Below are 25,693 nucleotides of genomic sequence, written 5' to 3' on the forward strand. Positions count from 1 at the left end.
GGTGTCGTTGCTTGAGCAACGGCTCAAACAGGAGGGTTTCGACGATAAAGTGGTCAACGCCTCGATCAGCGGCGACACCAGTGCCGGAGGCCAGGCGCGCCTGCCGGCGCTGCTTGCAGAGCATAAGCCTGAGCTGGTGATCCTGGAGCTGGGCGGCAATGATGGCCTGCGCGGAATGCCGCCAAATCAATTGCAACAAAATCTTGCCTCGATGATCGACAGCTCCCGCCAGAGTGGCGCCAAGGTGCTCTTGCTCGGCATGCAATTGCCGCCCAATTATGGCAAGCGCTACACCGATGCTTTTGCCGAGGTCTACGGCAAACTTGCCGATGATAAAAAGATCCCGTTGGTGCCGTTTTTCCTCGACGGCGTGGGCGGTCACCCGGACTTGATGCAGGCCGATGGTCTGCACCCGGCGGTCGGGGCTCAGGGCAAGTTGCTGGAAAATGTCTGGCCGACGCTAAAACCGCTGTTATGAGGCTTTTCTAAGGGCAGGCTTTCGGCTAATGTGGCGCCCCCTTATTTGGAGCCCCCGATGTCGCGTTCTGCCTGGTCCCTATTTGCCTACCAACTGATCGAGCCTGACGAACAGCTGGATCTGTTCGCCTGCCAGGAAGTGCGGGTGCATCTGGTGACCCGTCAGCTTGAACTCGGTGGCTCGGCCGATCGCACCTTGTGCGGCAGCTTGTTGCCGGCGCAACCACGCTGGTCGAGCGTGGATCGCCGGGTCTTTCAGGATCAGCGCCTGTGTTCGTTGTGCCGGGCGATTCTGGAATCGCAGAAGCGCGGCACCTCGCCGATCTGGCCTGAGTTGCGGTTTGAGCTGTAGGAGCTGCCTCGTTTCACTCGACAGCTCCTACAGCTCCCTCAACTGCCCAGCTCCACCGGACCTCAAGGACACCCTGACCTCAGGCCGAATTCGTTAGCAGGGGTTTCGAGATAAACCGAACCCCCACCCGCCAAGCCCCCAGCCAATGCGCGCTCTATCGGTGCGTCTCCCCGAATACCGAAGCGCCAGTGTACAATCGCGCTCTTATACCCTTGTTGATCATGCGAAGGATTTTCCGGATGTTGCCGCGCTTTCCTGCCGTCACCCGCTGCCTGTCACTTGCCGCCCTGTGTGTGGCCGGTCCCGTTGCTGCATTGGAGTTTCCCCTGCCACCACCCGGTGAGGACATCATCGGTCAGGTGCAGGTGATCAAAGCCAAGTACGAAGACACCTTCGCCGATCTGGGCACCACCTACGATCTGGGCTATTCGGAAATGGTCGCGGCCAACCCGGGCGTCGATGCCTGGTTGCCGGGCGCCGGTACCGAAATCGTCCTGCCGACGCGTTTCATTCTGCCGCCGGGCCCGCGTGAAGGCATCGTGATCAACCTCGCCGAATATCGCCTCTACTACTTCCCGAAGGGCAAGAACGTGGTGTACACGTTCCCGCTGGGGATTGGTCGTGAGGGTTGGGGGTCGCCAATCGCGCACACCACCATCACCGCCAAGACACACAATCCGACCTGGACGCCGCCTGCGTCGATCAAGGCCGAACACCTCGCCGATGGCGATCCGCTGCCCAACGTCGTACCGGCCGGTCCGGACAACCCGCTGGGGCCGTTCAAGTTCAACCTCGGTACGCCGGGTTACCTGATCCACGGTTCGAACAAGAAGTTCGGCATTGGCATGCGCACCAGCCACGGCTGCTTCCGCATGTTCAACAACAACGTGCTGGAAATGGCCAGCATGGTGCCGGTCGGCACGTCGGTGCGGATCCTCAATGACGCCTACAAATTCGGTCGCAGTGGCGGCAAGGTCTACCTGGAAGCGCACACGCCGATCGACGACAAGGGCAACCCGTCGGTGGTCGACAAACACACGGCGGTGATCAACGCGATGCTCAAGCGTGAAGACGTCACCAGTAACCTGCGCGTGAACTGGGATGTGGTGCGCGATGTGGTTGCGGCCGAAGATGGTCTGCCAACGGAAATCGGCACACCGAATACGTCGGCACCGATGGTGACCAGCTCACCTGTCGACCTGCAGCAGTAGGCCTTTGCAAAAGCCCGTCGACGTGAATCGCGTCGGCGGGTTTTTTATTGCCGGGACAAAAGCATCAGGCACAAAAAAGCCGACCCAGACATCGGATCGGCTTGATAACAATCCCGAAGGATTATTACTTGCGGCTAGCTTTGTCCAGCATGCGCAGAGCACGCTCGTTAGCTTCGTCAGCAGTCTGTTGTGCTTTTTGAGCAGCAGCCAGAGCTTCATCAGCTTTACGGTAAGCTTCGTCTGCACGAGCCTGGGAGCGAGCAGCTGCGTCTTCAGTAGCGGTCAGACGTGCTTCGGTTTCTTTCGATGCGCTGCTGCAACCGGTAGCCAGAACTGCGGCCAGAGCCAGAGCAGAGAATTTCAGAACGTTGTTCATCGTGTTCCCCTTCAAGGACTTTCAATTAAGTAGCTGTCTCCTCACGATTGAGGAAATAGCCGGCGTACATACTACCCATTACTTGTAGTAAGTAAACTGACGTAGCGCAAGAAGCAAAAAAAATTGTAGGCGCTGATTCTTTTTCGAGCAACTTTTAACTGCGCTGTATAAAAAATGCCCAGCTGCAAGCCCCGCGCTGAGCGAGTTAATGAGAAAAAGTTCCCGTTACCACGTGCTGTTTTTGCGGTCTTGGCTAAAGTGTTTCTAGATGGATTCGTCTACACTTTTATTCCGATTTTGCGCGCGACTTCGCTTATCTTTGTCCATGTTGAGGTGACTTTAACAACGGGCGCTCGTCTTAAGTCTCAACATCCGGCAATGTTCAGGTAATCGGCTGCGGGAATCCCCGGTCTTCAAGTCCCTGCGTCTCCCCCGGAGCAGCACCCGCCAATCTGCGTAATGACGAGCGCACCTTGAGCATTTCTGCCAATGGCGCCTACTATTTATCAGGTGCTCGGTTGCGCGAGATCGGTGTGGCTCTTCTCGGTGTCCATCAGGCACTGGGTGGCGTAGATGTTCCTTCGCCGGAAAAACATCGGTAAGGTAGGGGTCAGAATCCAAGACCCGCGAGGAGTAGTGATGAGCGAGGCGTTGTCCATCCACCATGACCAGGCTGGTCATCAGTTCGAGACCAATGTGGACGGTCATCGTGCCTACCTGACCTATATGGATCTGGGGAAACAGACCCTGGATATTTATCGCACGTTCGTGCCCAACGCCCTGCGAGGCCGTGGCATTGCCGCTGCGCTGACCGAAAGCGCGTTGCAGTACGCCGAAGAAATGGGCTACACGGTGATCCCGTCATGCTCCTACGTCGAGCGCTACATGGAGCGTCACCAGCGCCATGCCGCCAAGCTGAGCCAGTAAACGCAACGCAAAAAAACGCCGGGCTGACCCGGCGTTTTTTTATGCGTGGCTTTTACTGACCCGCCTGGCCGTGCTCAGTTGCGAGCGCGTTTTGGCAGTACGTCCTTGAGCTTGGCGTGCATGCTGCGCAGGGTGTTCTCGGTAGCCGACCAGTCGATGCAGGCATCGGTGATCGACACGCCGTATTGCAGGTCGGCGAGGTCTTTCGGAATCGCCTGGCAACCCCAGTTCAGGTGACTTTCGACCATCAGGCCGATGATCGACTGGTTGCCTTCAAGGATCTGATTGGCGACGTTTTCCATCACCAGCGGTTGCAGAGCCGGATCCTTGTTGGAGTTGGCGTGGCTGCAGTCAACCATGATGTTCGGCTTGATCTTCGCCTTGTTCAGCGCCTGCTCGCACAGGGCGACGCTGACCGAATCGTAGTTCGGCTTGCCGTTACCACCGCGCAGGACAACGTGACCGTAGGCATTGCCCTTGGTGGTGACGATCGACACGCCACCTTCCTGATTGATACCGAGGAAACGGTGCGGGCTGGAAACCGACTGCAAGGCGTTGATCGCAACGGTCAGGCCGCCGTCGGTGCCGTTCTTGAAGCCGACAGCCGAGGACAGGCCGGAAGCCATTTCACGGTGAGTCTGGGATTCGGTGGTGCGCGCTCCGATGGCCGACCAGCTGATCAGGTCCTGCAGATACTGCGGGGAGATCGGGTCAAGGGCTTCGGTGGCGGTGGGCAGGCCTTTTTCGGCCAGGTCCAGCAGCAACTGCCGACCGATGTGCAGACCGTCCTGAATCTTGAACGAGTCGTCCAGATACGGATCGTTGATCAGGCCTTTCCAGCCAACGGTGGTACGTGGCTTCTCGAAATACACTCGCATGACCAGATACAGGGTGTCGGAGACTTCCTCCGCCAGCACCTTGAGGCGTTCGGCGTATTCGTGGGCAGCCTTGATGTCGTGGATCGAGCACGGGCCGATCACTACGAACAGACGGTGGTCGGTGCCATCAAGAATGTTGCGAATGACTTCGCGGCCCTTGGTAACGGTGCGCAGGGCAGCGTCGCTCAGAGGGATATCACGCTTGAGCTGATCGGGAGTGATCAGGGTCTCGTTAGAGGCGACGTTTAGGTCGTTGATCGGTAAATCAGCCATCGTTTACTCGTCAGGTCACGGGTGCCGGCCGCCAGCGATCCCCGCGCGGCGGAGCACAGCAGATTTAAGCGCGTCGGGGAGCGGAACCTTAGCGCGTCAAGCGCTGCTCGACAATGGGCAAGTAACTGTTTAGAGAAGCGCGTCAGTCCAGCACTGGCTGGGCGAAAGCCTTGCGCACGCTGTCATGGGAGAACTCCTCGGCGTGTTGCTCGACCCATTGCAGCGCCAGTGCCTGAATATCCTGCAGGTCATCGTGGGCATCGTTCATGCGGCAATAGCGTTCGATCTGACACACCTGCTCACCCATTCTTGCGCTGAACAGCGTCTGCTCATCGGTGAACGCGATCCCCACCAGATAGCCCTTTTTACGCCGCAGGCACCACGCCACATAGCCCGGATAACAGATGTCGGCATTGAGCGTCGGCATGCGCACTTGCAGCGCGGTGCCATGGCGCCAGGCGCGGTGGTAATTGCAAGCGATGCCGCCGAGGCTGATAGTGTGCAGCTGTTGCCTGGAAATACACTCAGGCTTGAGCAAGGTTAATTCAACCGGCACCTCGTCCGGATGAGGTATGAAACGTCCCATGAGCACAGACTCCCTGTGTCGGCCATTTGACATTGTTTCCCCCAGTATAGTGGTCGAATCCGAACTGACCGATTTCGACGCCGACCAACGGCTGTTGGCGATGAACGGCGTTTCCCTGGTGATTTTCACCAGTGTCGGCTGCGCCAGTTGCCGCTTCGCTCGCGAGGTCTTACCGGGATTCGGTCTGGCAGTAGATCGCCTGTGCTGGATTGATGCCGGCAACAACGGCGGGTTGGTGGAGCGTTATCAGGTCTTTCATTTGCCGGCGCTGTTTGTCGTGCGCGACGGTGCATTCTTCGGGGCACTGAATTCGCGCCTTGAGACTACTGAACTCAATGAGGCGCTGACTAAGGCGCTGACACGAACAGCAGAGGAGTTGCCATGATGGGGGCGGCAGCGAAGCCGACAATAGGCATTATCGGCACCGGGGCGATCGGTGGATTTTACGGGGCGATGCTGGCGCATGCCGGCTTCGATGTGCATTTCCTGGTGCGCAGCGAGTTCCACGCCGTTGCCGAACGTGGCCTGCAAGTGGACAGTGCGCAGCATGGGACAGTAAACGTTTTCCCGGTGCAAGCCTGTTCCTCGGTCGACGACATGCCGCCCTGCGACTGGTTGCTGGTGGGGACGAAAACCACCAGTAACGCCGAGCTGGCTTCCACCATCGTTCGCGCTGGCGCGCCTGACGCCAAGGTGCTGCTGTTGCAAAATGGCCTGGGCGTCGAAGACAGTCTGCGCGAATCGCTGCCTGATTCGCTGCACGTGCTCGGAGGTCTCTGTTACATCTGTGTTCATCGCGAGGCGCCCGGGGTTATTACTCATCAGGCCCTTGGCGCAGTGCATGTCGGTTACCACAGCGGTCCTGCCGCCGACCTGCCGGCGCGCCAGGCAATAGTCGAAGAAGGCGCCGGACTGTTCCACTTCGCCGGCATCGACTCCCAGGCCATGGCAAATCTGCATCAGGCACGCTGGCAGAAACTGGTCTGGAATATCCCCTACAACGGACTCTCGGTGCTGTTGCGTGCGAGCACTGTGCCCTTGATGGCCGATACCAATAGCCGGGAACTGATCAAGGCGTTGATGGCCGAAGTGGTGCAGGGCGCCACCGCCTGCGGTTATCAGGTGCCCGCCGGATACGCCGAGTATCTGTTCATGATGACCGAAAAGATGCCCGATTACTGGCCGAGCATGTATCACGATCATCTGCACGGGCGGCCACTGGAGCTGGAGGCGATCTACGCCCGGCCCCTGGCAGCCGCGAAAGCCGCGGGATGCGAAATGCCGCGAATCGAAGCCCTGTTCCGCAGCTTGGCTTTCATCGATCGACGTCCTGCCTGAGTCGGTCATTCAGTGAGGGAAGGTATGGCAAAGACTATCGATGACAAGCTGGTGCTGGCGATTTCCTCGCGAGCGCTGTTCGACCTGAGCGAAAGCCACAAGGTGTACCTGTCCAGTGGCGTTGAGGCCTACCGCCAGTATCAGATCGAGCACGAGGACGAAATCCTCGAACCGGGCGATGCATTTCCCTTGGTGCAGAAACTGCTCAACCTCAACAACAGCCTGGGCCGTGCCCGGGTCGAGGGTGATCCTGGTGTCACGCAACAGTGCCGACACCGGGCTGCGGGTGTTCAACTCCATCCACCACTACGGCCTGGCGATCTCGCGCGCAGCATTTGTCGGCGGGCGCAGTCCGTACCCCTACCTCAAGGCCTTCGGCTGTGACCTGTTCCTGTCGACCCATGCCGAAGACGTGCGCAGTGCCCTGGACGCCGGTTTCGCTGCGGCGACCATCCTGTCCGGTGGTGCCAGCCGGGCGGCCAGCGAAGAATTGCGGATTGCCTTCGACGGTGACGCGGTGATTTTTTCCGACGAATCGGAGCGCGTCTATCAGTCCGGTGGGCTGGAAGCGTTTCAGGCCAAGGAACGTGAATCGGCGCGCGAGCCATTGCGCGGTGGGCCGTTCAAGGGCTTCCTCGCCGCGCTTAATCTGTTGCAGCGCGAGTTTCCCGATGACGACTGCCCGATCCGCACGGCGCTGGTCACCGCGCGGTCGGCACCGGCACACGAACGGGTGATCCGCACCTTGCGCGAATGGGATATCCGCCTGGACGAATCACTGTTCCTCGGTGGCTTGACCAAATCGGCGTTTCTCGAAGCGTTTGCCGCCGACGTGTTCTTCGACGATCAGGCCGGTCACTGTGAACTCGCCCGCGAAGTGGTCGCCACTGGCCATGTGCCGCATGGCATCAGCAACGAACCGTCGATCTAAAGCCCCTGTGCTTCAAGACGTTGCGTCGCACGTCGTACTCGCCAAGGCACTGCTAAGCTGAATCAAATCTCCGCCATGTTGGCACACGAGGAGGTCATATGATTCGTTCGATGCTGTATGCCACTGACCTCGGCCTTTACGCACCGTTGGTGATGCAGCATGCCCTGGCGCTGGCCCGGACATTTGATGCGCAGTTGTATGTGGTGCATGCGGTGGAGCCGATGGGGCTGTTCGCCGAGTCGGTATTGCAGAGCTACCTTGATGAGCAGGCGTTGAACGATTTCCACAGCCAGGGCCTGAATACGGTGATTGCCAACATCGAGCAGCGGGTGCTCGACAGCTTTCGCGAGGAGCTGGGTGAGGAGGGGGACCAGGACCTGGCGCGGATCCAGGCGGTGCGGGTGATCCAGGGAGATCCCTCACAGGTGATTCTTGACCAGGCGCAGAAACTCTCTGTGGATTTGCTGATCGTAGGTAGTCACAGCCACGGGGCCGGCGCGGAAACACCTTTGGGCCGCACCGCTGCACGGGTGTTGCAACTGGCGAGGGTGCCGGTCTACCTGGTACCGCTGGTTGAGCGTCGGCGCCTGGGAGATCGCTAGAACACGAATAGTGGCGAACTGATAAAAAGTTCTAGATTTATTCTTCAAACCATTAATATAGTTATATACCGTCGCTGATGCCCGTGGCGTCTACCTGCTTTGAGGGATTCATATGAAGCTTCAACAATTGCGCTACATCTGGGAAGTGGCGCACCACGACCTCAACGTCTCCGCTACAGCCCAAAGCCTTTACACCTCGCAACCGGGCATCAGTAAACAAATCCGTCTGCTGGAAGATGAACTCGGTGTTGAAGTGTTTGCCCGCAGCGGCAAGCACCTGACCCGCGTCACGCCAGCCGGCGAGCGCATCATCACCACCGCCGGTGAGATTCTGCGCAAGGTTGAAAGCATCAAGCAGATCGCCCAGGAATTCTCCAACGAGAAGAAAGGTACCCTGTCGATCGCCACCACTCACACCCAGGCGCGTTATGCCTTGCCGCCGGTGATCAGCAATTTCATCAAGCAATACCCCGACGTTGCGCTGCACATGCATCAGGGTTCGCCGATGCAGATCGCTGAAATGGCCGCTGACGGCACCGTCGATTTCGCCATCGCCACCGAAGCGCTGGAGTTGTTCGGCGATCTGGTGATGATGCCGTGCTACCGCTGGAACCGCTGCGTTGTAGTGCCCCAGGGCCACCCGTTGACCAAGCTGTCGAAGCTGACCCTCGAAGCGCTGGCCGAATACCCGATCGTGACTTATGTGTTCGGTTTCACCGGTCGCTCCAAGCTCGACGAGGCCTTCAGTCACCGTGGCCTGACACCTAAAGTGGTGTTCACCGCCGCCGATGCTGACGTGATCAAGACCTACGTGCGGCTTGGCCTGGGCGTGGGCATCGTGGCGAAGATGGCCGTTGACGCCAAGCTCGACAGTGACCTGGTGATGCTCGATGCCAGCGATTTGTTCGAGTCCAGCATCACCAAGATCGGCTTCCGTCGCGGTACTTTCCTGCGCGGTTTCATGTGCGACTTCATCGAGAAATTCGCGCCGCACCTGACCCGCGAAGTCATGGCCAAGGCCATCCAGTGCCATAACAAGCAGGAGCTCGAAGAGCTGTTCGACGGAGTCGAATTGCCGGTGCATTGATCCCGGTCTAGATCACCTCGGTAACAGCAAATTGTTGCCGGGCTCCCGCCACCAGAATGTTTACCTCGTCCCCTTCGAACTTGCCCAGCAGACTTTTGCCCAGGGGCGAGCGGGGGTGATGACGGTGATGATCTGCCCCACCATATCGATCTTCAACCCCGCCGCGTCGGGTGCGAGGAACAGCCATTGTTCGCGACCCTTTTCGTCTTCCAGCCCCAGCAGCGCACCGACTTCGATGCCGCGTTGCTCGTCGTAGGGGCGCAGGGCCAGGTTCTGGCAAAGGGTCAGTGACTGTCTGATCTCCTCCACACGCCTGGCCTGGCCGGCTGCCAGGTAGGACGCTTCCAGGCCCAGGGTGTCGTACTTGTTCTCGGCGATGTTCTCTTCGTGAGTCGCGGTCTCATAGGCGGTCTGCGCCGCGCGCTCGGCGATGTCGAGATCGATGCGCAGTTTGTCGATAATCAGTTGGTGGACGCTGTGCTTGTTCATGATCAATCGCAGAATTGCAAAACGTTGGCGCGGCTCTTTTCGCTGGGCGCGGTCTGATCCTGCTGCAGCCAGAACTGGCATTTTGGGTTCGCCTGGTTACGGCTGCTGCTGCGTGCCTGATCAAGGCGATTCTGCTGCTCGTTCTTGCGCAGGTTTTCTTCGTACTGATCGAACAACGGACTCTGCGGCGGAATGTCCGGACGCTCCTGGACGGCAGCCGGTGGATTGGCCATTTGCTGTACCGCCTGAGCGACCGGGGCCAATTGTTCGTTGAACAGAAATCGAGAGAGCAGCCAGCAGGTCAGTGCGATGGCGAGAAAGCCCAGCCACAGGCCCAAGGCAATGCTGGCACTCAGTTGTAGCACATTGAGTCGTACGGCAAGTGGGCGGCGCGGGTTGGGGCGGTAGGGCATGGCGGCCTCCTGGCGGGTGGTTGCAAGCGAAGGGCGATTGTCGCATGAAGATTAATCGCCGTCGGCTCTTCTGCGCGGGGTAATTTATGCGGACAATCGCTACCTTTGCCAACGGGAGCCTGGAATGCCTGAAACGAACCCCCGCTGGGATATTTTCTGTACCGTGGTCGACAATTTTGGCGACATCGGGGTGACCTGGCGGCTGGCCCGGCAACTGGTGGCCGAGCACTCGGTGCGAGTGCGCCTGTGGGTCGACGACCTGCGCGCCTTCGAGCGCCTGTGTCCGGAGATCGACACTCAGCTGGCGCAGCAATGGCAGCAGGGCGTCGAGGTGCGACAATGGCTGGTGGAATGGCCGCCGGTTGATGCCGCTGATGTGGTCATCGCCGCATTTGCCTGCCAATTGCCGGCGTCCTATATGGACGCCATGGCCGCGCGGGCACAACCACCGCTGTGGCTGAACCTGGATTACCTGAGCGCCGAAGACTGGGTGGTGGGTTGTCACGGCTTGCCGTCGGTCAAATACCGACACGTACAGAAGTACTTTTTCTTCCCCGGTTTCCGCCAGGACACGGGCGGCTTGCTGCGCGAGCGTGGCTTGCTCGAGCGACGGCGCAAGTTCCAGCAGGATGCTTCAGCGCAGCGCGAATTCCTCCAGGGCCTGGGCGTCGATCGCGCCCCTGGCAGCCAGTTGATTTCGCTGTTCGCCTATGAGAATGCCGGGTTGGCCAGCTGGTTTGATTGCCTGGCGAGCGATTCCACGCCTTCGCACATGCTGGTGCCGGAAGGGCGAATTCTCGGCGACGTGGCGCGCTGGCTTGGGGTGGAGGGGCTCGCGGCGGGGACGTGCACGTTCGCGACGGTTTGACCGTGCAAGTGCTGCCGTTTGTCCGTCAGGATCAATACGATCGTCTGCTCTGGTGTTGTGATTTCAACGCGGTGCGCGGCGAAGACTCGTTCGTCCGGGCGCAATGGGCAGGGCGGCCGATGCTCTGGCACATCTATCAGCAGGACGAAGACATCCATCTGGACAAGCTCGATGCCTTCCTGGCGCTCTATACAAAAGGCCTGTCGCCGGCAGCCGCTGAGGCGATGAACGGTCTTTGGCAAGCGTGGAGCGCTGGTCTGCCGATCGGGGAGCACTGGCTCAATGCCCGGAATTATTGGCCAGAGCTGCAAGAAAACGCCGAGGCATGGTGTCTGGAACAAGGCTTGCAGGCCGATCTTGCCGCGGCGCTGGTACAGTTTTACCTAAATTGGATATGATACGCGGCCTAGATTTTTGTAAATCCCATCCAAATTCGGATATTCGCAATGAAAACTGGTAAAGAACTCAAACCCGGTACAGTGATTCGTCTCGAAAACGATCCTTGGCTGGTTCAGAAAGCTGAATTCACCAAGTCGGGCCGTAACAGCGCGATCATGAAGACCAAGCTGAAAAACCTGCTGACCGGTTACAAGACCGAGATCGTTTACAGCGCTGACGACAAACTGGACGACGTGATCCTCGACCGCAAAGAAGCGACCCTGTCGTTCATCAGCGGCGACACCTACACGTTCATGGACACCACCGACTACACCATGTACGAGCTGAACGCTGAAGATATCGAAAGCGTTCTGCCGTTCATCGAAGAAGGCATGACCGACGTTTGCGAAGCGATCTTCTTCGAAGATCGTCTGGTATCCGTAGAGCTGCCGACCACCATCGTGCGCGTAGTTGACTACACCGAAGGTTCGGCTCGCGGCGACACTTCCGGCAAAGTAATGAAGCCAGCCAAGCTGAGCAATGGTACTGAGCTGCAAGTTGCTGACTTCATCGAAATCGGTGACAAGATCGAGATCGACACCCGCGAAGGCGGTTCCTACAAAGGCCGTGCTAAATAAGCACTGCTTTTCGCGGAAAGAAAAAGCCCGACCATTGAGTCGGGCTTTTTTGTGCCTGCAAAATCACAGGATCGCAGCCTCGTTTCACTCGACAGCTCCTACAAGGGAATCACGTTCTTCCTGGTTCTTCCTGTAGGCGCTGTCGAGTGGAACGAGGCTGCGATCTTTTTGCTTTATTCAGACAGTGACGTGCAGACGAACATCGACATTGCCACGGGTGGCGTTGGAGTACGGGCAGACCTGGTGCGCGGCGTCGACCAGCGATTGCGCGTCGGCTTGTTCCAGGCCTGGCAGGCTGACGTGCAAATCGATGTCCAGACCGAAGCCGCCAGGAATCTGGCCAATACCGACGTGGGCGGTGATCGAGGCGTCATCCGGGATTTTGCGTTGGGTCTGGCTGGCCACGAATTTCAGCGCGCCGATGAAGCAGGCCGAGTAACCGGCAGCAAACAGTTGCTCAGGGTTGGTCGCTGCACCGCCAGCGCCGCCGAGTTCTTTCGGGGTGGCGAGTTTGACATCGAGGATATTGTCGCTGGAGGTCGCACGACCATCACGGCCGCCGGTGGAGGTTGCGATTGCGGTGTAGAGCGTTTGCATGGTGTGAGCCTCGTCAGATGTAATATTTCGCGCTAATTGTTTGCGCGCTAAGTAAGTGCGAAATGAATGTAGCTCGCTAATATCTTGCGCGCAATATAATTTTTATAGCGCCTGGTAGCGCAGTACCCGTCGACATCAATGTTGGATGTTATACCGCTATCGCGGGCAAGCTTTGCTCCCACAATGGGCTTCACCTTCAGAGGCGTTCGCTGTCACCTTCAGAGGCTGTCCTGCAGATGACTACGCAGCGCTTGCAACTCGGCCTGCAGCTTCTGCAACTGCTGCAAGGTCTGGCCACTCGCCCCCAGGATGCACTGTGGAATATCGCGGGCCTTGTCCCGCAATGCGCGGCCTGGCCCGGTCAACTCGACAATCACTACCCGCTCATCCTCACGGCTGCGGGTACGACTGAGCAAGCCCTCGACTTCGAGGCGCTTGAGCAGCGGCGTCAGTGACCCGGGATCGGTCAACAGACGGGCGCTGATTTCACTCACGGTCAAGCCGTCGCGCTCCCACAACACCAGCATCGCCAGGTACTGCGGATAGGTGAGGCCCAACGCCTGCAGGAGCGGTTTATAGACCTTGGTCATCATCAGTGACGTGGAGTGCAGGGCGAAACACACCTGATTGTCCAGCCGCAGGTGGTCACAGTTCTCCGGAGTGTTTCGTTTGTCAGTCATTTCAAAGCCTTGATCAGTCATCGTCATCAATCTAGTGGGCGAATCTTTAATGCGCCAGATAATTCGCGGTCAGTGACGACCCAAGGTGTTCTGCAGCACCAGATCCCAAGGCGGGATCGGGCTGAAACGGGTCTTCAGGTACTCAAGCAGCAGGCGACTGCGTGGGTTGGGTTGCTGCTCCAGGCGCAACGCGTAGATCCCGGTGCTTTCCGGCGGCGGCAGTCCGTTGTCACAAAACAACGGTTGCAGTTCGCCGCGCAGCAGGTATTCGCTGGCAAGCCAGGTGGGTAGATGGGCAATGCCCAGCCCCGCCAGCGCACCGCACACCAGTGCTTCGGCATTGTTGGCGCTCATGCGGATGCGTGCCGGACGGTGCAAGTGCATTTGCCCGTCCTGTTCGAAACGCCAGGCGAAGGGCGGGGCCAGTCCGTCCCAATCCAGTCCGTCATGCTCGTTCAACTGTGCTGGTTCCGCCGGCACGCCACGGAGCTTCAGGTAGGCTGGGCTCGCGCACGCAATTCGAACCATGCTCGCCAACGGCGTGGCGACCAGTCGTGTGTCGGCCAATTGCCCCGCACGCAGCACCAGATCAACTTTGCCCAGGTTCGAACCGCCCATGTCGACGAAACTGTCGATCAGGTGCAATTGCACGTCCAGCCCTGGGTAGAGAACGAGGAAGTCGGCAATCACCGGCGCCAGATGCCGCCGCCCGAACGCGGCAGGCGCGTCGATACGAATCAAGCCTTCGGGTGCGCTGCTCAGGGAAACCGCTTCGGCCCGGGCCAGTTGCAGTTCGGCGACAATGCGCCGCGCTCGCTCGGCGAACGCCAGACCGGCCGGTGTCGCCCGCACCGCGTGGGTGCTGCGGATGAACAGCTGGCTGCCCACGGCGTTTTCCAGACTGTCGATGCGCCGCGCGACCGCTGATGGCGTCAGCGGATGACGGCGCGAGGCGGCGGAAAAGCTGCCACTCTCCAGCACATCGAGAAACAGCCCGAGTTGATCGGTCAATTGATTGGGATTCATGTGGATTCAACGCTTGTGCGAAATCGGCACAGCCATTGTGCGTTGCTGTGCGTTTCCCCGCCAGCCGTGACTGCGTAGGATGAATCGCCTGACGTGAGAGGAATTTGGCTGTGATGGAGTTTTTGTTGTACCTGCTGTTCGGCGCGGCGCTCGGCACGCTCGGTGGCATCTTCGGCATCGGTGGCGGTTTGATTGCCATTCCTTTGCTCGGCGTGTGGTTCGGGCTGGATCAACAGATTGCCCAGGGTACTGCGCTGGTCATGGTGGTGCCCAACGTGATGCTGGCGCTGTGGCGCTACCACCAGCGCAATCGCATCGAACTGCGCCACGCTTTGCCGTTGGCGGTAATGGGATTCTGCTTCGCCTGGATCGGCTCGATCTGGGCGGTGGGCATTGATGCGCAAACCATGCGTATCGGCTTCGTCGCGTTTCTTGTGGTGCTGTCGGCCTACAACCTGCTGAAAATGTTCGGTCGTCAACCCGCTACCACTTCCGAAATGCGTTATTCGTGGCCGTGGCTCGGCGTACTCGGTGCGGCGTCCGGGACCATGGGAGGGTTGTTCGGTGTTGGTGGGGCGGTGGTAGCGACGCCGGTGCTGACCAGCCTGTTCGGTACCACGCAAGTGGTTGCCCAGGGTTTGTCGCTGGCGCTGGCATTGCCAAGCACTGGCGTCACCCTGGTGACTTACGCGGTGCACCACGAAGTGGACTGGATGATCGGCCTGCCGCTCGCCATCGGCGGTCTGGCCAGCATCAGTTGGGGGGTGAAGGTCGCCCACGCGATGCCGGAGAAACTCCTGCGTGGGCTGTTTTGCGGCTTTCTGGTGATGTGCGCGGTGATGCTCGCGTTTAAAGTTTGAAACCTTCGACGATGTGCTCGGCCAGGCACTCGGTGATCGGCGACGGATTGTTCAGGTTGCGGATCAGCATAATGCTCGCCTCGGGCAGCAATGGCAGGTCTTCGGCGGCGCCGAGGATGCGCATGTCCGGGGTGATCAGGCTTTCCAGTTGGGCGGTAATCGCCAGACCTGCGCTGACCACGGCCATCAGCGCCGACAAACTGGTGCTGTTGTAGGCGATACGGTAATCGCGGCCCATCGCGTCCAGCGCGTTGCACGCCCACAAGCGGCAGAAACAATCACTGTTGAACATCGCCAGTGGCAGCGGTGTTTGCTCGTGGGCGCTGAAGTTTTGCGCCTCGGCCCAGACGAAACGCTCCTTGCGCAGCAATTGGCCGATCTCGTTGCCCGGCTCGCGAGTGACGATCGATAGATCGAGATCGGTGCGTTGCAGCAGTTGTTTGGTCGACTCGCAGTGCACTTCGATCTGGATCAGCGGATAGAACTGTGCGAATCGCGAGAGGATCCCCGGCAGAAAGCGCATCACGTAATCATCCGGCGTACCAATGCGTACGGTGCCGACCATGTGTGGCTCGCGCAACGTGTTGAACACTTCGCTGTGCAGTTTGAGGATGCGCCGCGCATACCCGAGCAGCACCTGGCCTTCCGCAGTCAGGCGCACCTGACGGCCGTCGCGCTCGAATAGCTGGCGCTGCAACACGTCTTCTTCCAGACGCTTCATCTGCATGCTCACCGCCGATTGCGTGCGGTTGACCATCTCGCCTGCGCGAGTAAAGCCACCCTGGTCGGCAATCGCGACAAAGGTGCGCAGTACATCGGTATCGATACTCGGGTAGGCCGACAATTGATGAATCTCCGTGATGCATGCCATCAGAAACATTCGTTGGATTGATCTTAGCGCCGGCGCGAGACTTGAGCCATCCACATGGAGGGCAACACGATGAAAGGTCAACACGATGTCAGCGCAGTAGAAAAACACTCCATTCACGTCGTCTCGGATCTGCTGCACAAGCTGACCCGCTGGTATGAACTGCACCGCGAACGGGAAATGTTGGCGGGCATGAGCGATGAGGCCTTGAAGGACATCGGCCTGACTCGCGCGGATGTGGCGCAGGAAGCGGAGCGTCACTTCTGGCAAGACCCACTGGGCGGCGGCAAATAAGGTTGGAAACACCGATGGCACATGCCTGGTCACAACCCCATCACGCGTGGCGCAAGCCCGGGTCATGGGGTTTTTCATGGGCGGCAACAGGCGGTCGTATTAGTTCGCTGGAGCCGGGCGGGCACCTGCTGAACAGGCGATGAGGTCACGCCATTGGCGTTTCATGCGTGGGCCGCTAAGGTGGACACAGACCTCTGCATGAGCCTTTGAATGTCTACCTCCTCGTATTTTTCCTTGCTGCAGGCCAGGCGCCTGGCGTTGAGCTCCCAGGGGTTCGGTGGGCGCCAGCCGCCAGCGCTGGTCAAATCGATCCAGGTCAATCGTTTGATCGAACGCCTGGGTATCCTGCAGATCGATTCGGTCAATGCGCTGGTGCGCTCGCACTACCTTCCCTGTTTTCGCGCCTGGGCTGTTATTCACCCGGCTTGCTTGATCAGGCGGCCTGGAGTCAGGGGCGGCAGCGCACGCTGTTTGAATATTGGGGGCATGAAGCGTCCCTGCTGCCCTTGTCGATGTTCCCCTTGATGCGCTGGCGGATGGCGCGGGCAGGGCGGGGCGAAGATATTTATCAGCAACTGGCGCGTTTCGGTCGCGAGCACCAGGACATCATCCGCCGCGTCCTTGGCTCGGTTCAGGAACTCGGGGCGTTGGGCGCAGGCAGCCTGTCGACTCGCCAGGAAAGAGCCGGGCCATGGTGGGACTGGAGCGCGGAAAAACACGCGCTGGAATGGTTGTTTGCCGCCGGTGAAGTGACTGTCGCCGGACGACGTGGATTCGAGCGGTTGTATGACTTGCCGGAGCGGGTGCTTCCCGCGGTCATCCTCCAGCAGCCGATGCTCTCGGAAGATGAGGCCCAGCGTGGCCTGTTGCTGCATGCGGCCAATGCCTTGGGCATCGCGACGGAAAAGGACCTGCGTGACTACTTTCGCCTGAATCCGGGCGATGCGCGTTCGCGCCTGGCGGAACTGCTGGAGGCGGGCGCATTACTGTCCTGTGAGGTCCAGGGTTGGCGACAACCGGCCTTTTGCCTGCCCGAGCCGAAAGTGCCACGCAAGGTCGAGGCCAGCGCCTTGCTGTCGCCCTTCGATTCACTGATCTGGGAGCGCGGCCGTACCGAGCGGTTGTTTGATTTTCGCTATCGGCTGGAGATTTATACGCCCCAGGATAGACGGGTTTATGGCTATTACGTGCTGCCGTTTTTGCACAACGAACGAATATCTGCGCGGGTAGATTTGCGCGCGGAGCGCGCGCACGGCCGCTTGGCGGTGCATGCCGTGCACGAGGAAGAGCCGGGGCTGGATGATGAGGGGATGCTGGCGTTGGCGGTCAATTTGCGGCGGATGGCCGATTGGCTGGGGCTGGCGCAGGTGCAGTTGAATTGCCAGCGGGTGAGTGCAGCCAGATTAAGAGTGGCATTGGCTGGGATTGAGGGTGCCTGAGCTGGCCTCATCGCGAGCAGGCTCGCTCCCACAGTTGGCCGCGTTTGGCAGAACAACGCGGTCAAAATGTGGGAGCTAGCCCGCTAGCAATTGTTTCAAAGTGGTTTACCGCCGGACTTGCTTCAGGGTTTCAGCAATCAGGAACGCCAACTCCAGCGACTGATCAGCATTCATCCGCGGATCACAATGCGTGTGATACCGATCCGACAACCCGTCTTCAGTAATCGGCCGCGCGCCACCAATGCACTCGGTGACATTTTGCCCGGTCATCTCGATGTGAATACCGCCGGCATAAGTGCCTTCTGCTTCGTGCACCTGGAAGAACTGTTTTACCTCACCAAGGATTTGCGCGAAGTCGCGGGTCTTGTAGCCACTGCTGGCCTTGATGGTGTTGCCGTGCATCGGGTCGGAACTCCACAGCACCTGCTTGCCTTCACGCTGCACTGCACGAATCAGCGCGGGCAGGTGATCGCCGACCTTGTTCGCGCCCATGCGCGCGATGAGGTTCAGGCGGCCCGGGTCGTTGCTCGGGTTGAGCACGTCGATCAGGCGAATCAGGTCGTCCGGGTTCATGCTCGGGCCGACTTTGACGCCGATCGGGTTGTTCACGCCGCGAAGGAATTCGACATGCGCACCGTCGAGCTGACGGGTACGGTCGCCGATCCACAGCATGTGCGCCGAACAGTCGTAGTAATCGTTGGTCAGGCTGTCGCGACGAACAAAAGCTTCTTCGTAGTTCAGCAGCAAGGCCTCGTGCGCAGTGAAGAAACTGGTCTCGCGCAGCTGTGGCGAGCTGTCCATGCCGCAGGCGCGCATGAAGGCCAGGGTTTCATCGATGCGATCGGCCAGGTGGCTGTATTTCTCGGCCAGCGCCGAGTTGGCGATGAAATCCAGGTTCCATTTGTGCACCTGATGCAGGTCGGCAAAGCCCCCTGGGCAAACGCGCGCAGCAGGTTGAGGGTGGCGGTGGACTGGTGATAGGACTGCAGCAGGCGTTCCGGATCCGGCACGCGGCTTTTTTCATCGAAGCCGATGCCGTTGACGATATCGCCACGGTAGGCCGGCAAGGTGACGCCGTCGATGGTTTCGTCATTGGCCGAACGGGGTTTGGCGAACTGCCCGGCCATGCGACCGACCTTGACCACCGGGCAGCCGGCAGCAAAGGTCATGACGATGGCCATTTGCAGCAGCACCTTGAAGGTGTCGCGAATTTTTGCTGCGGAGAACTCGGCAAAACTTTCAGCGCAATCGCCGCCCTGCAACAGAAACGCCCGACCCTGTGTCACTTCGGCGAACTGGCGACGCAACTCCCGGGCTTCACCGGCAAACACCAGCGGCGGATAGCTGGCCAGGGTCTGCTCGACCTGCAGCAAATGTGCAGCGTCGGGGTAGGCGGGTTGTTGCTGGATCGGCAGGGCGCGCCAGCTGTCAGGGCTCCAGGGTTGGCTCATCACGGTCTCGGTAGTTTTACGCTCGGACCCTCATGTTATCAGCAATTAGTGCGTGACCTGTTCCCGTTGCATCGCTGACAATCGCGCCTTTGCAGCCGCATCAGCGGTTGACTGCGCCGCTGTTTCCCCAAGCTGCAGGCCCGAGACGACCAGGAGACGAAATGACCGAGGAGCGCGTCGAGCATCTGCTCGCCGAGGTACAGGATGAGTTCGGCGTGATACGCGTGCTGGAAGTGGCGGATTACCGATTTCTCGAGTTCGGTGACGCTATCGAACAGAGTTGCGTGTTCACCGCCGACCCGAGCTGGCTCGAATACGATTACACCCGCGCGATGCTGATCGGTGCGTTGTGCCACGAGCAGCCGGAAAGTGCGCTGTTCCTGGGGCTGGGTGCGGGGACGTTGACCCAGGCCTGCCTGAAATTCCTGCCGCTGGAAGACGTCGAAGCCATCGAACTGAGGCCCGATGTGCCGCGCCTGGCCATTGAATACCTGGGGCTGGATGATGATCCGCGCCTGTATATCCGGGTCGGCGACGCGCTGGAGTTGCTGGACACTGCTGAGCCTGCAGACCTGATTTTCGTCGACCTGTATACCGATGTCGGGCCTGGGGTCGGCCACCTGGCCTGGAGTTTCCTGGAGAACTGTCAAAAGCGCCTGAATCCGGGCGGATGGCTGGTGATCAATCAGTGGGCCACCGACGATGGCAAGCCGCTGGGCGCTGCGCTGTTGCGCGGGCTGTATCACCGCCATTACTGGGAGTTGCCGGTGAAAGAGGGCAATGTGATTTTGCTGGTGCCGTCAGAGCTGGATCAGGCGCTGGACATGGACGCCCTGGTGGCCCGGGCCGAAGGGCTGGCGCCGCGATTGGGGTATTCGTTGCAGTCGCTGATCAAGGCGATTCGCCCGGCGACATGAGTCGGCGTCTGTGAGGGTCTCATCGCGGGCAAGCCCGCTCCCACAGGTTTCGAGTACGACGCAAATCATTGCGGGAGCGGGCTTGCCCGCGATGAAGGCCTCACAGTCAATACCTGCCTCAAAGCCCCTTAAACACGCCGGGTCGCTTCTCGATCATCGACCGTACCCCCTCCTTGGCATCCTCGCTCGCCAGCAACTTCTTCACCAACGCCGGCAATCCCTGTGCCGCCGCCGTCTCACCCTCATACCGCGCCTGGCGCGCCGACATCAACGTTGCCTGCACCCCTAACGGTGCCTGCCGGGCAATCCGTTCGGCCAATTCAATCGCCCGTGGCAGCAAATCCTCACTGGCCATCACTTCCTGCACCAACCCCAAGCGCAACGCATCGTGCGCATCAAACTCGTCACCGGTCAGCAACCAGCGCATCGCGTTGCCCCAACCGGCGATCTGCTGAAAACGCAACGTCGCGCCACCAAAAGGAAAGATCCCACGCTGTACTTCCATTTGCGCGAAGCGGGTATTGCTCGCACAAAGATTGATATCAGCAGCCAGCATCAATTCGATACCGATGGTCAGGCAATAACCCTGCGCAGCGACAATCACCGGTTTGCTCACCCGAGGGCCGGCCTGGATTCCCCATGGATCGCAGCCACCGGCGGGCACCTGCCAGCCTTCGGCCAGGCTGGCACTGGCGCTGACCAGGTCGAGCCCGGCGGTAAAATGCTCGCCGTGGCCAAACACCACCGCCACCCGCGCTTCGCGGTCGGCTTCGAACTCGCCATAGGCCAGGCTCAGTTCATTCAGCAGGTCGAGGTCGAACGCATTGCGCTTGGCCGCCCGGTCCAAACCGATCAACAGCACATGACCGCGCCGTTCGCGGCTGACTCGACTGGAGCAGGGCTGATTCATGGGGCAATTCCTCGGGCGGGAAGGGGGCGGTTGCCGGGCGCAGGGCAAAGGCGGCGGCTCAGCAGGGTGAACCGTTTTAGCGCCATCTCCAGCAGGGCCGGGCCTTTGAAAAATAGACCTTGGCGCGATTATCCGCAAAACCCCGTTACACAGCGGTGACACACGCATTCAGGCGATAAAAAAAGCTCCCTTTTTGGGCAAAATCCGGTATAGTGCGCGCCGGCCTTTAACCGGGCCGCGTTTAGGTAGCGCAATTTCCCGAAGTCAGCTTCGGCTGCACGTCCGCATTGCGGGCTCTTCCCGGACGATTCTTTTTTTTCATTCATTCGTTTTCGCAAATCCCCGCCGACAAAGCTGCCAGGGCGACTCTTGAGTCTCAACACGGCATGCGCAGCTTTGGAGCATGGGTCTTTGCGGATGCACTTAGAGGCAGACCCATGACCCAGGAAACCGGCGGATTCGCCGCTTTTAATCTTAACCCGAATATTCTTGCAGCCGTCGCAGCGACCGGCTACGAAGAGCCTTCGGCGATTCAGCAGCAATCGATCCCGATCATCATGGCCGGCCAGGACATGATTGGCCAAGCGCAAACCGGTACCGGTAAAACCGCCGCGTTCGCTCTGCCTATTCTGCACCGCATCGATCCTGCCAAGCGCGAACCGCAAGCCCTGATCCTGGCGCCAACCCGAGAGTTGGCGCTGCAAGTAGCAACCGCTTTTGAAACCTACGCCAAGCAAATGCCAGGCGTCACCGTTGTCGCCGTTTACGGCGGCGCGCCGATGGGCCCGCAACTCAAGGCTATCCGTAACGGCGCACAGATCGTTGTCGCCACTCCGGGCCGTCTGTGCGACCACCTGCGTCGCGACGAGAAAGTTCTGTCGACCGTGAACCACCTGGTTCTCGACGAAGCTGACGAAATGTTGAAGCTGGGCTTTATGGATGACCTGGAAGTCATCTTCAAGGCTCTGCCAGCGACCCGTCAGACCGTTTTGTTCTCGGCTACCCTGCCGCAGTCGATCCGCGCCATTGCCGAACGCCATCTGCGCGATCCGCAACACGTGAAGATCCAGACCAAGACCCAGACTGTTACCGCGATCGAACAGGCTCACCTGTTGGTTCACGCTGACCAGAAGACTTCGGCCGTTCTCAGCTTGCTGGAAGTGGAAGATTTCGACGCTCTGATCATGTTCGTACGCACCAAGCAAGCGACCCTGGATCTGGCCAGTGCCCTCGACGCCAAAGGCTACAAAGCCGCTGCGCTGAACGGTGACATCGCCCAGAACCAGCGTGAGCGCGTCATCGACTCGCTGAAAGATGGCCGTCTGGACATCGTTGTGGCGACCGACGTTGCTGCTCGTGGTCTGGACGTTCCGCGCATCACTCACGTGTTCAACGTTGACATGCCGTACGATCCGGAATCCTACGTTCACCGTATCGGCCGTACTGGCCGTGCCGGTCGCGAAGGTCGTGCACTGCTGCTGGTGACTCCACGTGAGCGCCGCATGCTGCAAGTGATCGAGCGTGTAACCGGTCAGAAAGTTGCTGAAGTCCGCCTGCCGGACGCACAGGCAGTTCTCGATGCACGCATCAAGAAACTGACCAACAGCCTGTCGCCGCTGGTTGCTGATGCCGAGTCGACTCACGGTGAACTGCTTGATCGTCTGACTGCAGACATCGGTTGCACTCCGCGTGCTCTGGCTGCTGCGCTGCTGCGCAAAGCCACCAACGGTCAAGCGCTGAACCTGGCGGCGATCGAGAAGGAACGTCCACTGGTGCCGAACAACGCACCGCGTGGCGACCGTCCTGAGCGTACCGGTGACCGTCCTGATCGTGGTGACCGCGAGCGTCGCGCGCCAATGCCTTTGGGCGAAGGCCGTGCTCGTTGCCGTACCGCGCTGGGTGCGCGTGACGGTATTGCTGCGAAAAACCTGCTGGGCGCCATCCTCAACGAAGGCGGCCTGGCCCGCGAAGCCATCGGTCGCATCCAGGTGCGTGACAGCTTCAGCCTCGTCGAGCTGCCGGAAGATGGTCTGGAAAAACTCCTGACCAAACTGAAGGACACTCGCGTTGCTGGCAAGCAGTTGAAGCTGCGTCGCTATCGCGAAGATTGATCGGCCCTTGGGTTGATTGATCGAACATAAAAAATCCCCGACTGGTTCGGGGATTTTTTGCCTTTGAAGAGGTGCCTGCTGCTGCCGCTGCTGCCGCTCGGACTCACTGTAGGAGCTGCCGCAGGCTGCGATCTTTTGATCTTGCTTTTAAAAATCAAGATCAAAAGATCGCAGCCTGCGGCAGCTCCTACGGGCAGGTTAGTCAGTCGAGGTTGTTTGCGCTATCGGTCCGCCGCCCGCCGTTACCACCTGCACACTCATGCGCGGCGTTGCCAGATCCATTCCTGCCTCATCCAGATGGCGTTTGAGCGACAGGTTGAACGCCCGGGAAACTTCCCATTGTTTGATCGGCGCGGTCTTGAACCGAGCCCGCAGAATCGCGCTGCCGGACTCGAAACTTTCCACGCCCTGAATCTCCAGTGGCGACCAGATATTGCGCCGCTGCAGCGGGTCGGTGCGCATCTTCTGGCCGACATCGCGCATCAGTTTGATCGCGTCGTCGATTTCCATGTTGTACGGCACCGCGACGCGGAAGATTGCGTAGCCGAATTCCCGCGAGTAGTTCTTGATGCTTTTGATTTCGCTGAACGGGATGGTGTGGACGATGCCGTCGATGTCGCGCAGACGCACCGTGCGGATCGTGAGGCCTTCGACGGTGCCGAGGTGGCCGCCGACGTCGACGTAATCGTCGATGGCCAGCGAGTCTTCAATGATGATGAACAGACCGGTGATCAGGTCGGCGACCAGCGACTGGGCCCCGAAACCGATGGCCAGACCGATCACACCGGCACCGGCCAGCAGTGGCGTGACGTTCATGCCCATGTTCGCCAGCGCAACGATCAGCGCGATGATGAAGATCGCCACGAAAAGCACGTTGCGGATCAGCGGCATCATCGTTTGCGCGCGTGCATTGGCCAGGCCTTTGCGCGAGCGGGTGAGGGCGTGGTGCACGGCGGTGTCGGCGAGGATCCAGATCAGCCAGGAGAAAATCAGCGTGCCGATCAGACTGAACAGTTTGACGCTGATGTCATGGCCCTCGCCCTCGGCGAAACCGATCAGCGACTGGCCCCACACGCGCAGGCCAAGTTCGATGAAGGCCAGCCACACCAGCAAGTGCGCGAGGGTGTAAAAGAAGCTTTTCAGCCGCTCGGAATACAGCGCGTGACGTTTTGGCCCGCGTTGCGGTTTCAGTGAGTGGCGACGCACCAGACCGTTGATGACCATGCATAACACCAGCAGCACGGTACAGATCAGTGACTGGCGTAGCGCGGTGCTGGTGTCGCCGGCGGAGACGAAGGTGGCGAACAGCGAGATGCCGACCAGCACCAGCGCCGGCACATACCAGAAGGTGCCGAGGATATCGATGGTGTCGCTGAGGGCGCGGCGGGTCAGACGTCGGGATAGCGGCTGATTGCGGATCAGGTGCGCCACCGGCCGACGGAAGCGCAGGATGAACAACCCGGTGGACAGGGCTGCCAGGACATTGGCTACGGTCGCGGCGGTGTGCGCCAGATGCACACCGAGGCTCTCGACCAGGCGTGGATCGCTCAACGCCTCACCGAACGCGGCGAAGCTGCCGATCAGCCACAACGGCCGAAAGGCCTGATGACGCAGGATGTACAGCGCGCGATGGCGGTGCGGGCCATCGAGCAGAGAAAACGCGATCACGCAGATCGCCGAGAAACAGGTACCGACAACCAGTGCGTAAGCCAGCACCATCGCCAGGCTTTTGCCCAATGACGAGGGCAGCGCGTAGCTCATGTAGACCGTGATGACCAATGCGATCAGCCATGGCCCGAGCTTGCGCAGAGCGAAGCGCAGCATGTCGAGGGCTTTGGGGTGCTGCGGCAGTTCTTCGGTCAGGCCGAAACGCATGCGTACCCGATGACCGAGCCAGATCAGCGCGGCGGCGAGCAGGCTCCAGACCATCAGGATCATCGCGAAAGCGAAGATGATCGGCAGCCACTCGCTGGCTGGCAGCATCAACGCAGACAATTCATCCCGGGCGAGGCTGAACTCGGTGGACCAACGCTTGATTGGACTGTCGTCGCCGGTAAATTGCTTTTCGAATGTGGCGAGGGTGCCGCCGATCAGCCCGAGCACGCCTTCTTCCTGGGTCGCCTGGGCTTTTTTCGTGGCGTCGCGCAGTTTTTTCAGGTCGGTCAGCAGTTTGCCGCGTTGCTGGTCGTTTTCCAGCGACTTGATGACATCGTCCAGGGACTGCCCGAGAGGCGCTTGTGCCTCCGGCTGGGGTTTCGCCGAGCCATTGAGCAGGCCCGGCAGGCCGACCGCTTGGGCGGGGGCCAGCGGCAGCAGCGTCATCAGGCAGACGAGAAACAGACTGGGCAAAGCAAAAAGACGAGCGAACACTAGGCGGTCAACCTCGCAAGGGGCGGATTCGCTGGAGTGTACGAGGCCCACCCAATCAATGCGAGCCGTCGCGGATTATTCGTTGAGTTTGGCGAGGATCTTGTAGACCACGGTGGCAAGAATCATCAGCATGCCGATCCACATGGCGAACACGCCGGCGTTCTTGTCGCGGAAGTTGAAGCCGATGGCCAGCAGGATCATCCCGGTCAGGATGGGAATGAGCATGGCGTGAAACGAAGACATCGAGATCATGGAGACTGCCTTGTCGAAATGAATGATTGAAGTCTAGGCGGGTTTGGTGGGTCGAGCACGGGCCGTGGGAGACTGGATTGCCGGCGATGGAGTC

At 59.8% G+C, this 25,693-nt stretch carries 24 protein-coding genes and 5 pseudogenes; 16 read left to right on the top strand and 13 right to left on the bottom strand.

All coding sequences use genetic code 11. The annotated features are described in order from the left end of the window. The 3 genes from JFT80_RS16865 to JFT80_RS16875 form a co-directional block, all read left to right on the top strand. Window positions 1-478, top strand: a 478-nt coding sequence (locus JFT80_RS16865; RefSeq protein ID WP_201148621.1) for an arylesterase, incomplete at its 5' end; no start/stop codon positions are given. Between the two features lie 57 nt (window positions 479-535). Beyond that, complete coding sequence (locus JFT80_RS16870; RefSeq protein ID WP_007908575.1) at window positions 536-829, top strand: hypothetical protein; 294 nt, start codon at window positions 536-538, stop codon at window positions 827-829. 239 nt (window positions 830-1,068) lie between these two features. Next, window positions 1,069-2,040 (top strand): L,D-transpeptidase family protein, encoded by a 972-nt coding sequence (locus JFT80_RS16875; RefSeq protein WP_201148622.1) that lies wholly within the window; start codon window positions 1,069-1,071, stop codon window positions 2,038-2,040. Between the two features lie 124 nt (window positions 2,041-2,164). Here JFT80_RS16875 and oprI read toward each other — a convergent pair whose 3' ends face one another. Further along, complete coding sequence (gene oprI / locus JFT80_RS16880; protein ID WP_003199355.1) at window positions 2,165-2,416, bottom strand: outer membrane lipoprotei OprI; 252 nt, start codon at window positions 2,414-2,416, stop codon at window positions 2,165-2,167. 639 nt (window positions 2,417-3,055) lie between these two features. Here oprI and JFT80_RS16885 point away from each other — a divergent pair. Continuing rightward, window positions 3,056-3,343 carry a GNAT family N-acetyltransferase gene (locus JFT80_RS16885; protein WP_201148623.1) on the top strand — a complete coding sequence of 96 codons (288 nt, stop codon included), beginning with the start codon at window positions 3,056-3,058 and terminating at the stop codon, window positions 3,341-3,343. A 74-nt stretch (window positions 3,344-3,417) separates the two neighbouring features. On the opposite strand, the gene JFT80_RS16890 is transcribed toward JFT80_RS16885, so the two are convergent. Further along, window positions 3,418-4,494 carry a 3-deoxy-7-phosphoheptulonate synthase gene (locus tag JFT80_RS16890; protein ID WP_201148624.1) on the bottom strand — a complete coding sequence of 359 codons (1,077 nt, stop codon included), beginning with the start codon at window positions 4,492-4,494 and terminating at the stop codon, window positions 3,418-3,420. A 142-nt stretch (window positions 4,495-4,636) separates the two neighbouring features. Beyond that, window positions 4,637-5,080 (bottom strand): PilZ domain-containing protein, encoded by a 444-nt coding sequence (locus tag JFT80_RS16895; protein ID WP_201148625.1) that lies wholly within the window; start codon window positions 5,078-5,080, stop codon window positions 4,637-4,639. On the opposite strand from JFT80_RS16895, the gene JFT80_RS16900 reads away from it, so the two are divergent. From JFT80_RS16900 to cysB, 5 genes and pseudogenes are all read left to right on the top strand, one after another. Further along, a complete protein-coding gene (locus JFT80_RS16900; RefSeq protein ID WP_201148626.1) occupies window positions 5,079-5,465 on the top strand; it encodes a co-chaperone YbbN in 387 nt (128 codons plus the stop codon). The genes JFT80_RS16895 and JFT80_RS16900 overlap by 2 nt on opposite strands. Further along, on the top strand, window positions 5,462-6,418 hold the full coding sequence (locus JFT80_RS16905; protein ID WP_201148627.1) for a putative 2-dehydropantoate 2-reductase: 957 nt from the start codon (window positions 5,462-5,464) through the stop codon (window positions 6,416-6,418). Before JFT80_RS16900 ends, JFT80_RS16905 begins: the two co-directional genes overlap by 4 nt. A gap of 24 nt (window positions 6,419-6,442) precedes the next feature. Beyond that, window positions 6,443-7,349 (top strand): annotated as a pseudogene (locus tag JFT80_RS16910) (5'-nucleotidase). Between the two features lie 98 nt (window positions 7,350-7,447). Next, the gene (locus JFT80_RS16915; RefSeq protein WP_045060206.1) at window positions 7,448-7,951 is read left to right on the top strand and encodes a universal stress protein; all 504 of its coding nucleotides are present in this window, start codon (window positions 7,448-7,450) and stop codon (window positions 7,949-7,951) included. A 112-nt stretch (window positions 7,952-8,063) separates the two neighbouring features. Continuing rightward, window positions 8,064-9,038 (top strand): HTH-type transcriptional regulator CysB, encoded by a 975-nt coding sequence (gene cysB / locus JFT80_RS16920; RefSeq protein WP_008148549.1) that lies wholly within the window; start codon window positions 8,064-8,066, stop codon window positions 9,036-9,038. A gap of 7 nt (window positions 9,039-9,045) precedes the next feature. Here cysB and JFT80_RS16925 read toward each other — a convergent pair. Continuing rightward, window positions 9,046-9,527, bottom strand: a pseudogene (locus JFT80_RS16925) (transcription elongation factor GreAB). Window positions 9,528-9,529: 2 nt separating this feature from the next. Beyond that, window positions 9,530-9,940 carry a hypothetical protein gene (locus tag JFT80_RS16930; RefSeq protein WP_201148628.1) on the bottom strand — a complete coding sequence of 137 codons (411 nt, stop codon included), beginning with the start codon at window positions 9,938-9,940 and terminating at the stop codon, window positions 9,530-9,532. Between the two features lie 124 nt (window positions 9,941-10,064). Between JFT80_RS16930 and earP the strand changes: the two are divergent. Beyond that, window positions 10,065-11,206, top strand: a pseudogene (earP, locus tag JFT80_RS16935) (elongation factor P maturation arginine rhamnosyltransferase EarP). 48 nt (window positions 11,207-11,254) lie between these two features. Further along, window positions 11,255-11,824: an elongation factor P gene (locus tag JFT80_RS16940; RefSeq protein ID WP_201148629.1), complete on the top strand. Its 570-nt coding sequence runs from the start codon at window positions 11,255-11,257 to the stop codon at window positions 11,822-11,824. Between the two features lie 177 nt (window positions 11,825-12,001). Here the strand turns inward: JFT80_RS16940 and JFT80_RS16945 are convergent, their stop codons facing one another. The 3 genes from JFT80_RS16945 to JFT80_RS16955 form a co-directional block, all read right to left on the bottom strand. Further along, window positions 12,002-12,421, bottom strand: a complete 420-nt coding sequence (locus tag JFT80_RS16945; RefSeq protein WP_201148630.1) for an organic hydroperoxide resistance protein — start codon at window positions 12,419-12,421, stop codon at window positions 12,002-12,004. A gap of 218 nt (window positions 12,422-12,639) precedes the next feature. Beyond that, entirely contained in the window at window positions 12,640-13,101 is a 462-nt protein-coding gene (locus tag JFT80_RS16950) for a MarR family winged helix-turn-helix transcriptional regulator (RefSeq protein ID WP_201148631.1), read from the bottom strand. A 69-nt stretch (window positions 13,102-13,170) separates the two neighbouring features. Beyond that, entirely contained in the window at window positions 13,171-14,127 is a 957-nt protein-coding gene (locus JFT80_RS16955; RefSeq protein ID WP_201148632.1) for a LysR family transcriptional regulator, read from the bottom strand. Between the two features lie 110 nt (window positions 14,128-14,237). Between JFT80_RS16955 and JFT80_RS16960 the strand changes: the two genes are divergently transcribed. Continuing rightward, window positions 14,238-14,987, top strand: coding sequence for a sulfite exporter TauE/SafE family protein (locus JFT80_RS16960; protein WP_201148633.1), 750 nt, complete (start codon window positions 14,238-14,240; stop codon window positions 14,985-14,987). Here the strand turns inward: JFT80_RS16960 and JFT80_RS16965 are convergent. Beyond that, window positions 14,977-15,831 (bottom strand): LysR substrate-binding domain-containing protein, encoded by an 855-nt coding sequence (locus tag JFT80_RS16965; RefSeq protein WP_026000633.1) that lies wholly within the window; start codon window positions 15,829-15,831, stop codon window positions 14,977-14,979. The two genes, JFT80_RS16960 and JFT80_RS16965, sit on opposite strands and share 11 nt — an antisense overlap. A 96-nt stretch (window positions 15,832-15,927) precedes the next feature. Between JFT80_RS16965 and JFT80_RS16970 the strand changes: the two genes are divergently transcribed. Then, complete coding sequence (locus JFT80_RS16970; protein ID WP_122839303.1) at window positions 15,928-16,149, top strand: DUF1127 domain-containing protein; 222 nt, start codon at window positions 15,928-15,930, stop codon at window positions 16,147-16,149. Between the two features lie 210 nt (window positions 16,150-16,359). Beyond that, a pseudogene (locus tag JFT80_RS16975) lies at window positions 16,360-17,588 on the top strand (winged helix-turn-helix domain-containing protein). 105 nt (window positions 17,589-17,693) lie between these two features. On the opposite strand, the pseudogene JFT80_RS16980 reads toward JFT80_RS16975, so the two are convergent. Continuing rightward, window positions 17,694-19,039, bottom strand: a pseudogene (locus JFT80_RS16980) (class II 3-deoxy-7-phosphoheptulonate synthase). Window positions 19,040-19,200: 161 nt separating this feature from the next. On the opposite strand from JFT80_RS16980, the gene JFT80_RS16985 reads away from it, so the two are divergent. Continuing rightward, window positions 19,201-19,956, top strand: a complete 756-nt coding sequence (locus tag JFT80_RS16985) for a spermidine synthase (RefSeq protein ID WP_201148634.1) — start codon at window positions 19,201-19,203, stop codon at window positions 19,954-19,956. Window positions 19,957-20,074: 118 nt separating this feature from the next. On the opposite strand, the gene JFT80_RS16990 is transcribed toward JFT80_RS16985, so the two are convergent. After that, window positions 20,075-20,866 (bottom strand): crotonase/enoyl-CoA hydratase family protein, encoded by a 792-nt coding sequence (locus tag JFT80_RS16990; protein ID WP_201148635.1) that lies wholly within the window; start codon window positions 20,864-20,866, stop codon window positions 20,075-20,077. 437 nt (window positions 20,867-21,303) lie between these two features. Here JFT80_RS16990 and JFT80_RS16995 point away from each other — a divergent pair, with 437 nt between their 5' ends. Continuing rightward, window positions 21,304-22,977, top strand: coding sequence for a DEAD/DEAH box helicase (locus JFT80_RS16995; protein ID WP_201148636.1), 1,674 nt, complete (start codon window positions 21,304-21,306; stop codon window positions 22,975-22,977). A 198-nt stretch (window positions 22,978-23,175) separates the two neighbouring features. On the opposite strand, the gene JFT80_RS17000 is transcribed toward JFT80_RS16995, so the two are convergent. Continuing rightward, window positions 23,176-25,347: a mechanosensitive ion channel family protein gene (locus JFT80_RS17000; RefSeq protein ID WP_201148637.1), complete on the bottom strand. Its 2,172-nt coding sequence runs from the start codon at window positions 25,345-25,347 to the stop codon at window positions 23,176-23,178. 75 nt (window positions 25,348-25,422) lie between these two features. Beyond that, window positions 25,423-25,599, bottom strand: coding sequence for a hypothetical protein (locus tag JFT80_RS17005; protein WP_201148638.1), 177 nt, complete (start codon window positions 25,597-25,599; stop codon window positions 25,423-25,425). Between the last annotated feature and the right edge of the window lie 94 nt (window positions 25,600-25,693).

The organism is Pseudomonas sp. TH10, assembly GCF_016651255.1.
In the GTDB taxonomy this organism is placed as follows: domain Bacteria; phylum Pseudomonadota; class Gammaproteobacteria; order Pseudomonadales; family Pseudomonadaceae; genus Aquipseudomonas.

Excerpts from the sequence above, each read along its gene's own strand:
- JFT80_RS16870 (WP_007908575.1), top strand. The coding sequence starts at position 536 with ATGTCGCGTTCTGCCTGGTCCCTATTTGCCTACCAACTGATCGAGCCT.
- JFT80_RS16875 (WP_201148622.1), top strand. The coding sequence starts at position 1,069 with ATGTTGCCGCGCTTTCCTGCCGTCACCCGCTGCCTGTCACTTGCCGCC.
- oprI (WP_003199355.1), bottom strand. The coding sequence starts at position 2,416 with ATGAACAACGTTCTGAAATTCTCTGCTCTGGCTCTGGCCGCAGTTCTG.
- JFT80_RS16885 (WP_201148623.1), top strand. The coding sequence starts at position 3,056 with ATGAGCGAGGCGTTGTCCATCCACCATGACCAGGCTGGTCATCAGTTC.
- JFT80_RS16890 (WP_201148624.1), bottom strand. The coding sequence starts at position 4,494 with ATGGCTGATTTACCGATCAACGACCTAAACGTCGCCTCTAACGAGACC.
- JFT80_RS16900 (WP_201148626.1), top strand. The coding sequence starts at position 5,079 with ATGAGCACAGACTCCCTGTGTCGGCCATTTGACATTGTTTCCCCCAGT.
- JFT80_RS16895 (WP_201148625.1), bottom strand. The coding sequence starts at position 5,080 with ATGGGACGTTTCATACCTCATCCGGACGAGGTGCCGGTTGAATTAACC.
- JFT80_RS16905 (WP_201148627.1), top strand. The coding sequence starts at position 5,462 with ATGATGGGGGCGGCAGCGAAGCCGACAATAGGCATTATCGGCACCGGG.
- JFT80_RS16915 (WP_045060206.1), top strand. The coding sequence starts at position 7,448 with ATGATTCGTTCGATGCTGTATGCCACTGACCTCGGCCTTTACGCACCG.
- cysB (WP_008148549.1), top strand. The coding sequence starts at position 8,064 with ATGAAGCTTCAACAATTGCGCTACATCTGGGAAGTGGCGCACCACGAC.
- JFT80_RS16930 (WP_201148628.1), bottom strand. The coding sequence starts at position 9,940 with ATGCCCTACCGCCCCAACCCGCGCCGCCCACTTGCCGTACGACTCAAT.
- JFT80_RS16940 (WP_201148629.1), top strand. The coding sequence starts at position 11,255 with ATGAAAACTGGTAAAGAACTCAAACCCGGTACAGTGATTCGTCTCGAA.
- JFT80_RS16945 (WP_201148630.1), bottom strand. The coding sequence starts at position 12,421 with ATGCAAACGCTCTACACCGCAATCGCAACCTCCACCGGCGGCCGTGAT.
- JFT80_RS16950 (WP_201148631.1), bottom strand. The coding sequence starts at position 13,101 with ATGACTGACAAACGAAACACTCCGGAGAACTGTGACCACCTGCGGCTG.
- JFT80_RS16955 (WP_201148632.1), bottom strand. The coding sequence starts at position 14,127 with ATGAATCCCAATCAATTGACCGATCAACTCGGGCTGTTTCTCGATGTG.
- JFT80_RS16970 (WP_122839303.1), top strand. The coding sequence starts at position 15,928 with ATGAAAGGTCAACACGATGTCAGCGCAGTAGAAAAACACTCCATTCAC.
- JFT80_RS16985 (WP_201148634.1), top strand. The coding sequence starts at position 19,201 with ATGACCGAGGAGCGCGTCGAGCATCTGCTCGCCGAGGTACAGGATGAG.
- JFT80_RS16990 (WP_201148635.1), bottom strand. The coding sequence starts at position 20,866 with ATGAATCAGCCCTGCTCCAGTCGAGTCAGCCGCGAACGGCGCGGTCAT.
- JFT80_RS16995 (WP_201148636.1), top strand. The coding sequence starts at position 21,304 with ATGACCCAGGAAACCGGCGGATTCGCCGCTTTTAATCTTAACCCGAAT.
- JFT80_RS17005 (WP_201148638.1), bottom strand. The coding sequence starts at position 25,599 with ATGATCTCGATGTCTTCGTTTCACGCCATGCTCATTCCCATCCTGACC.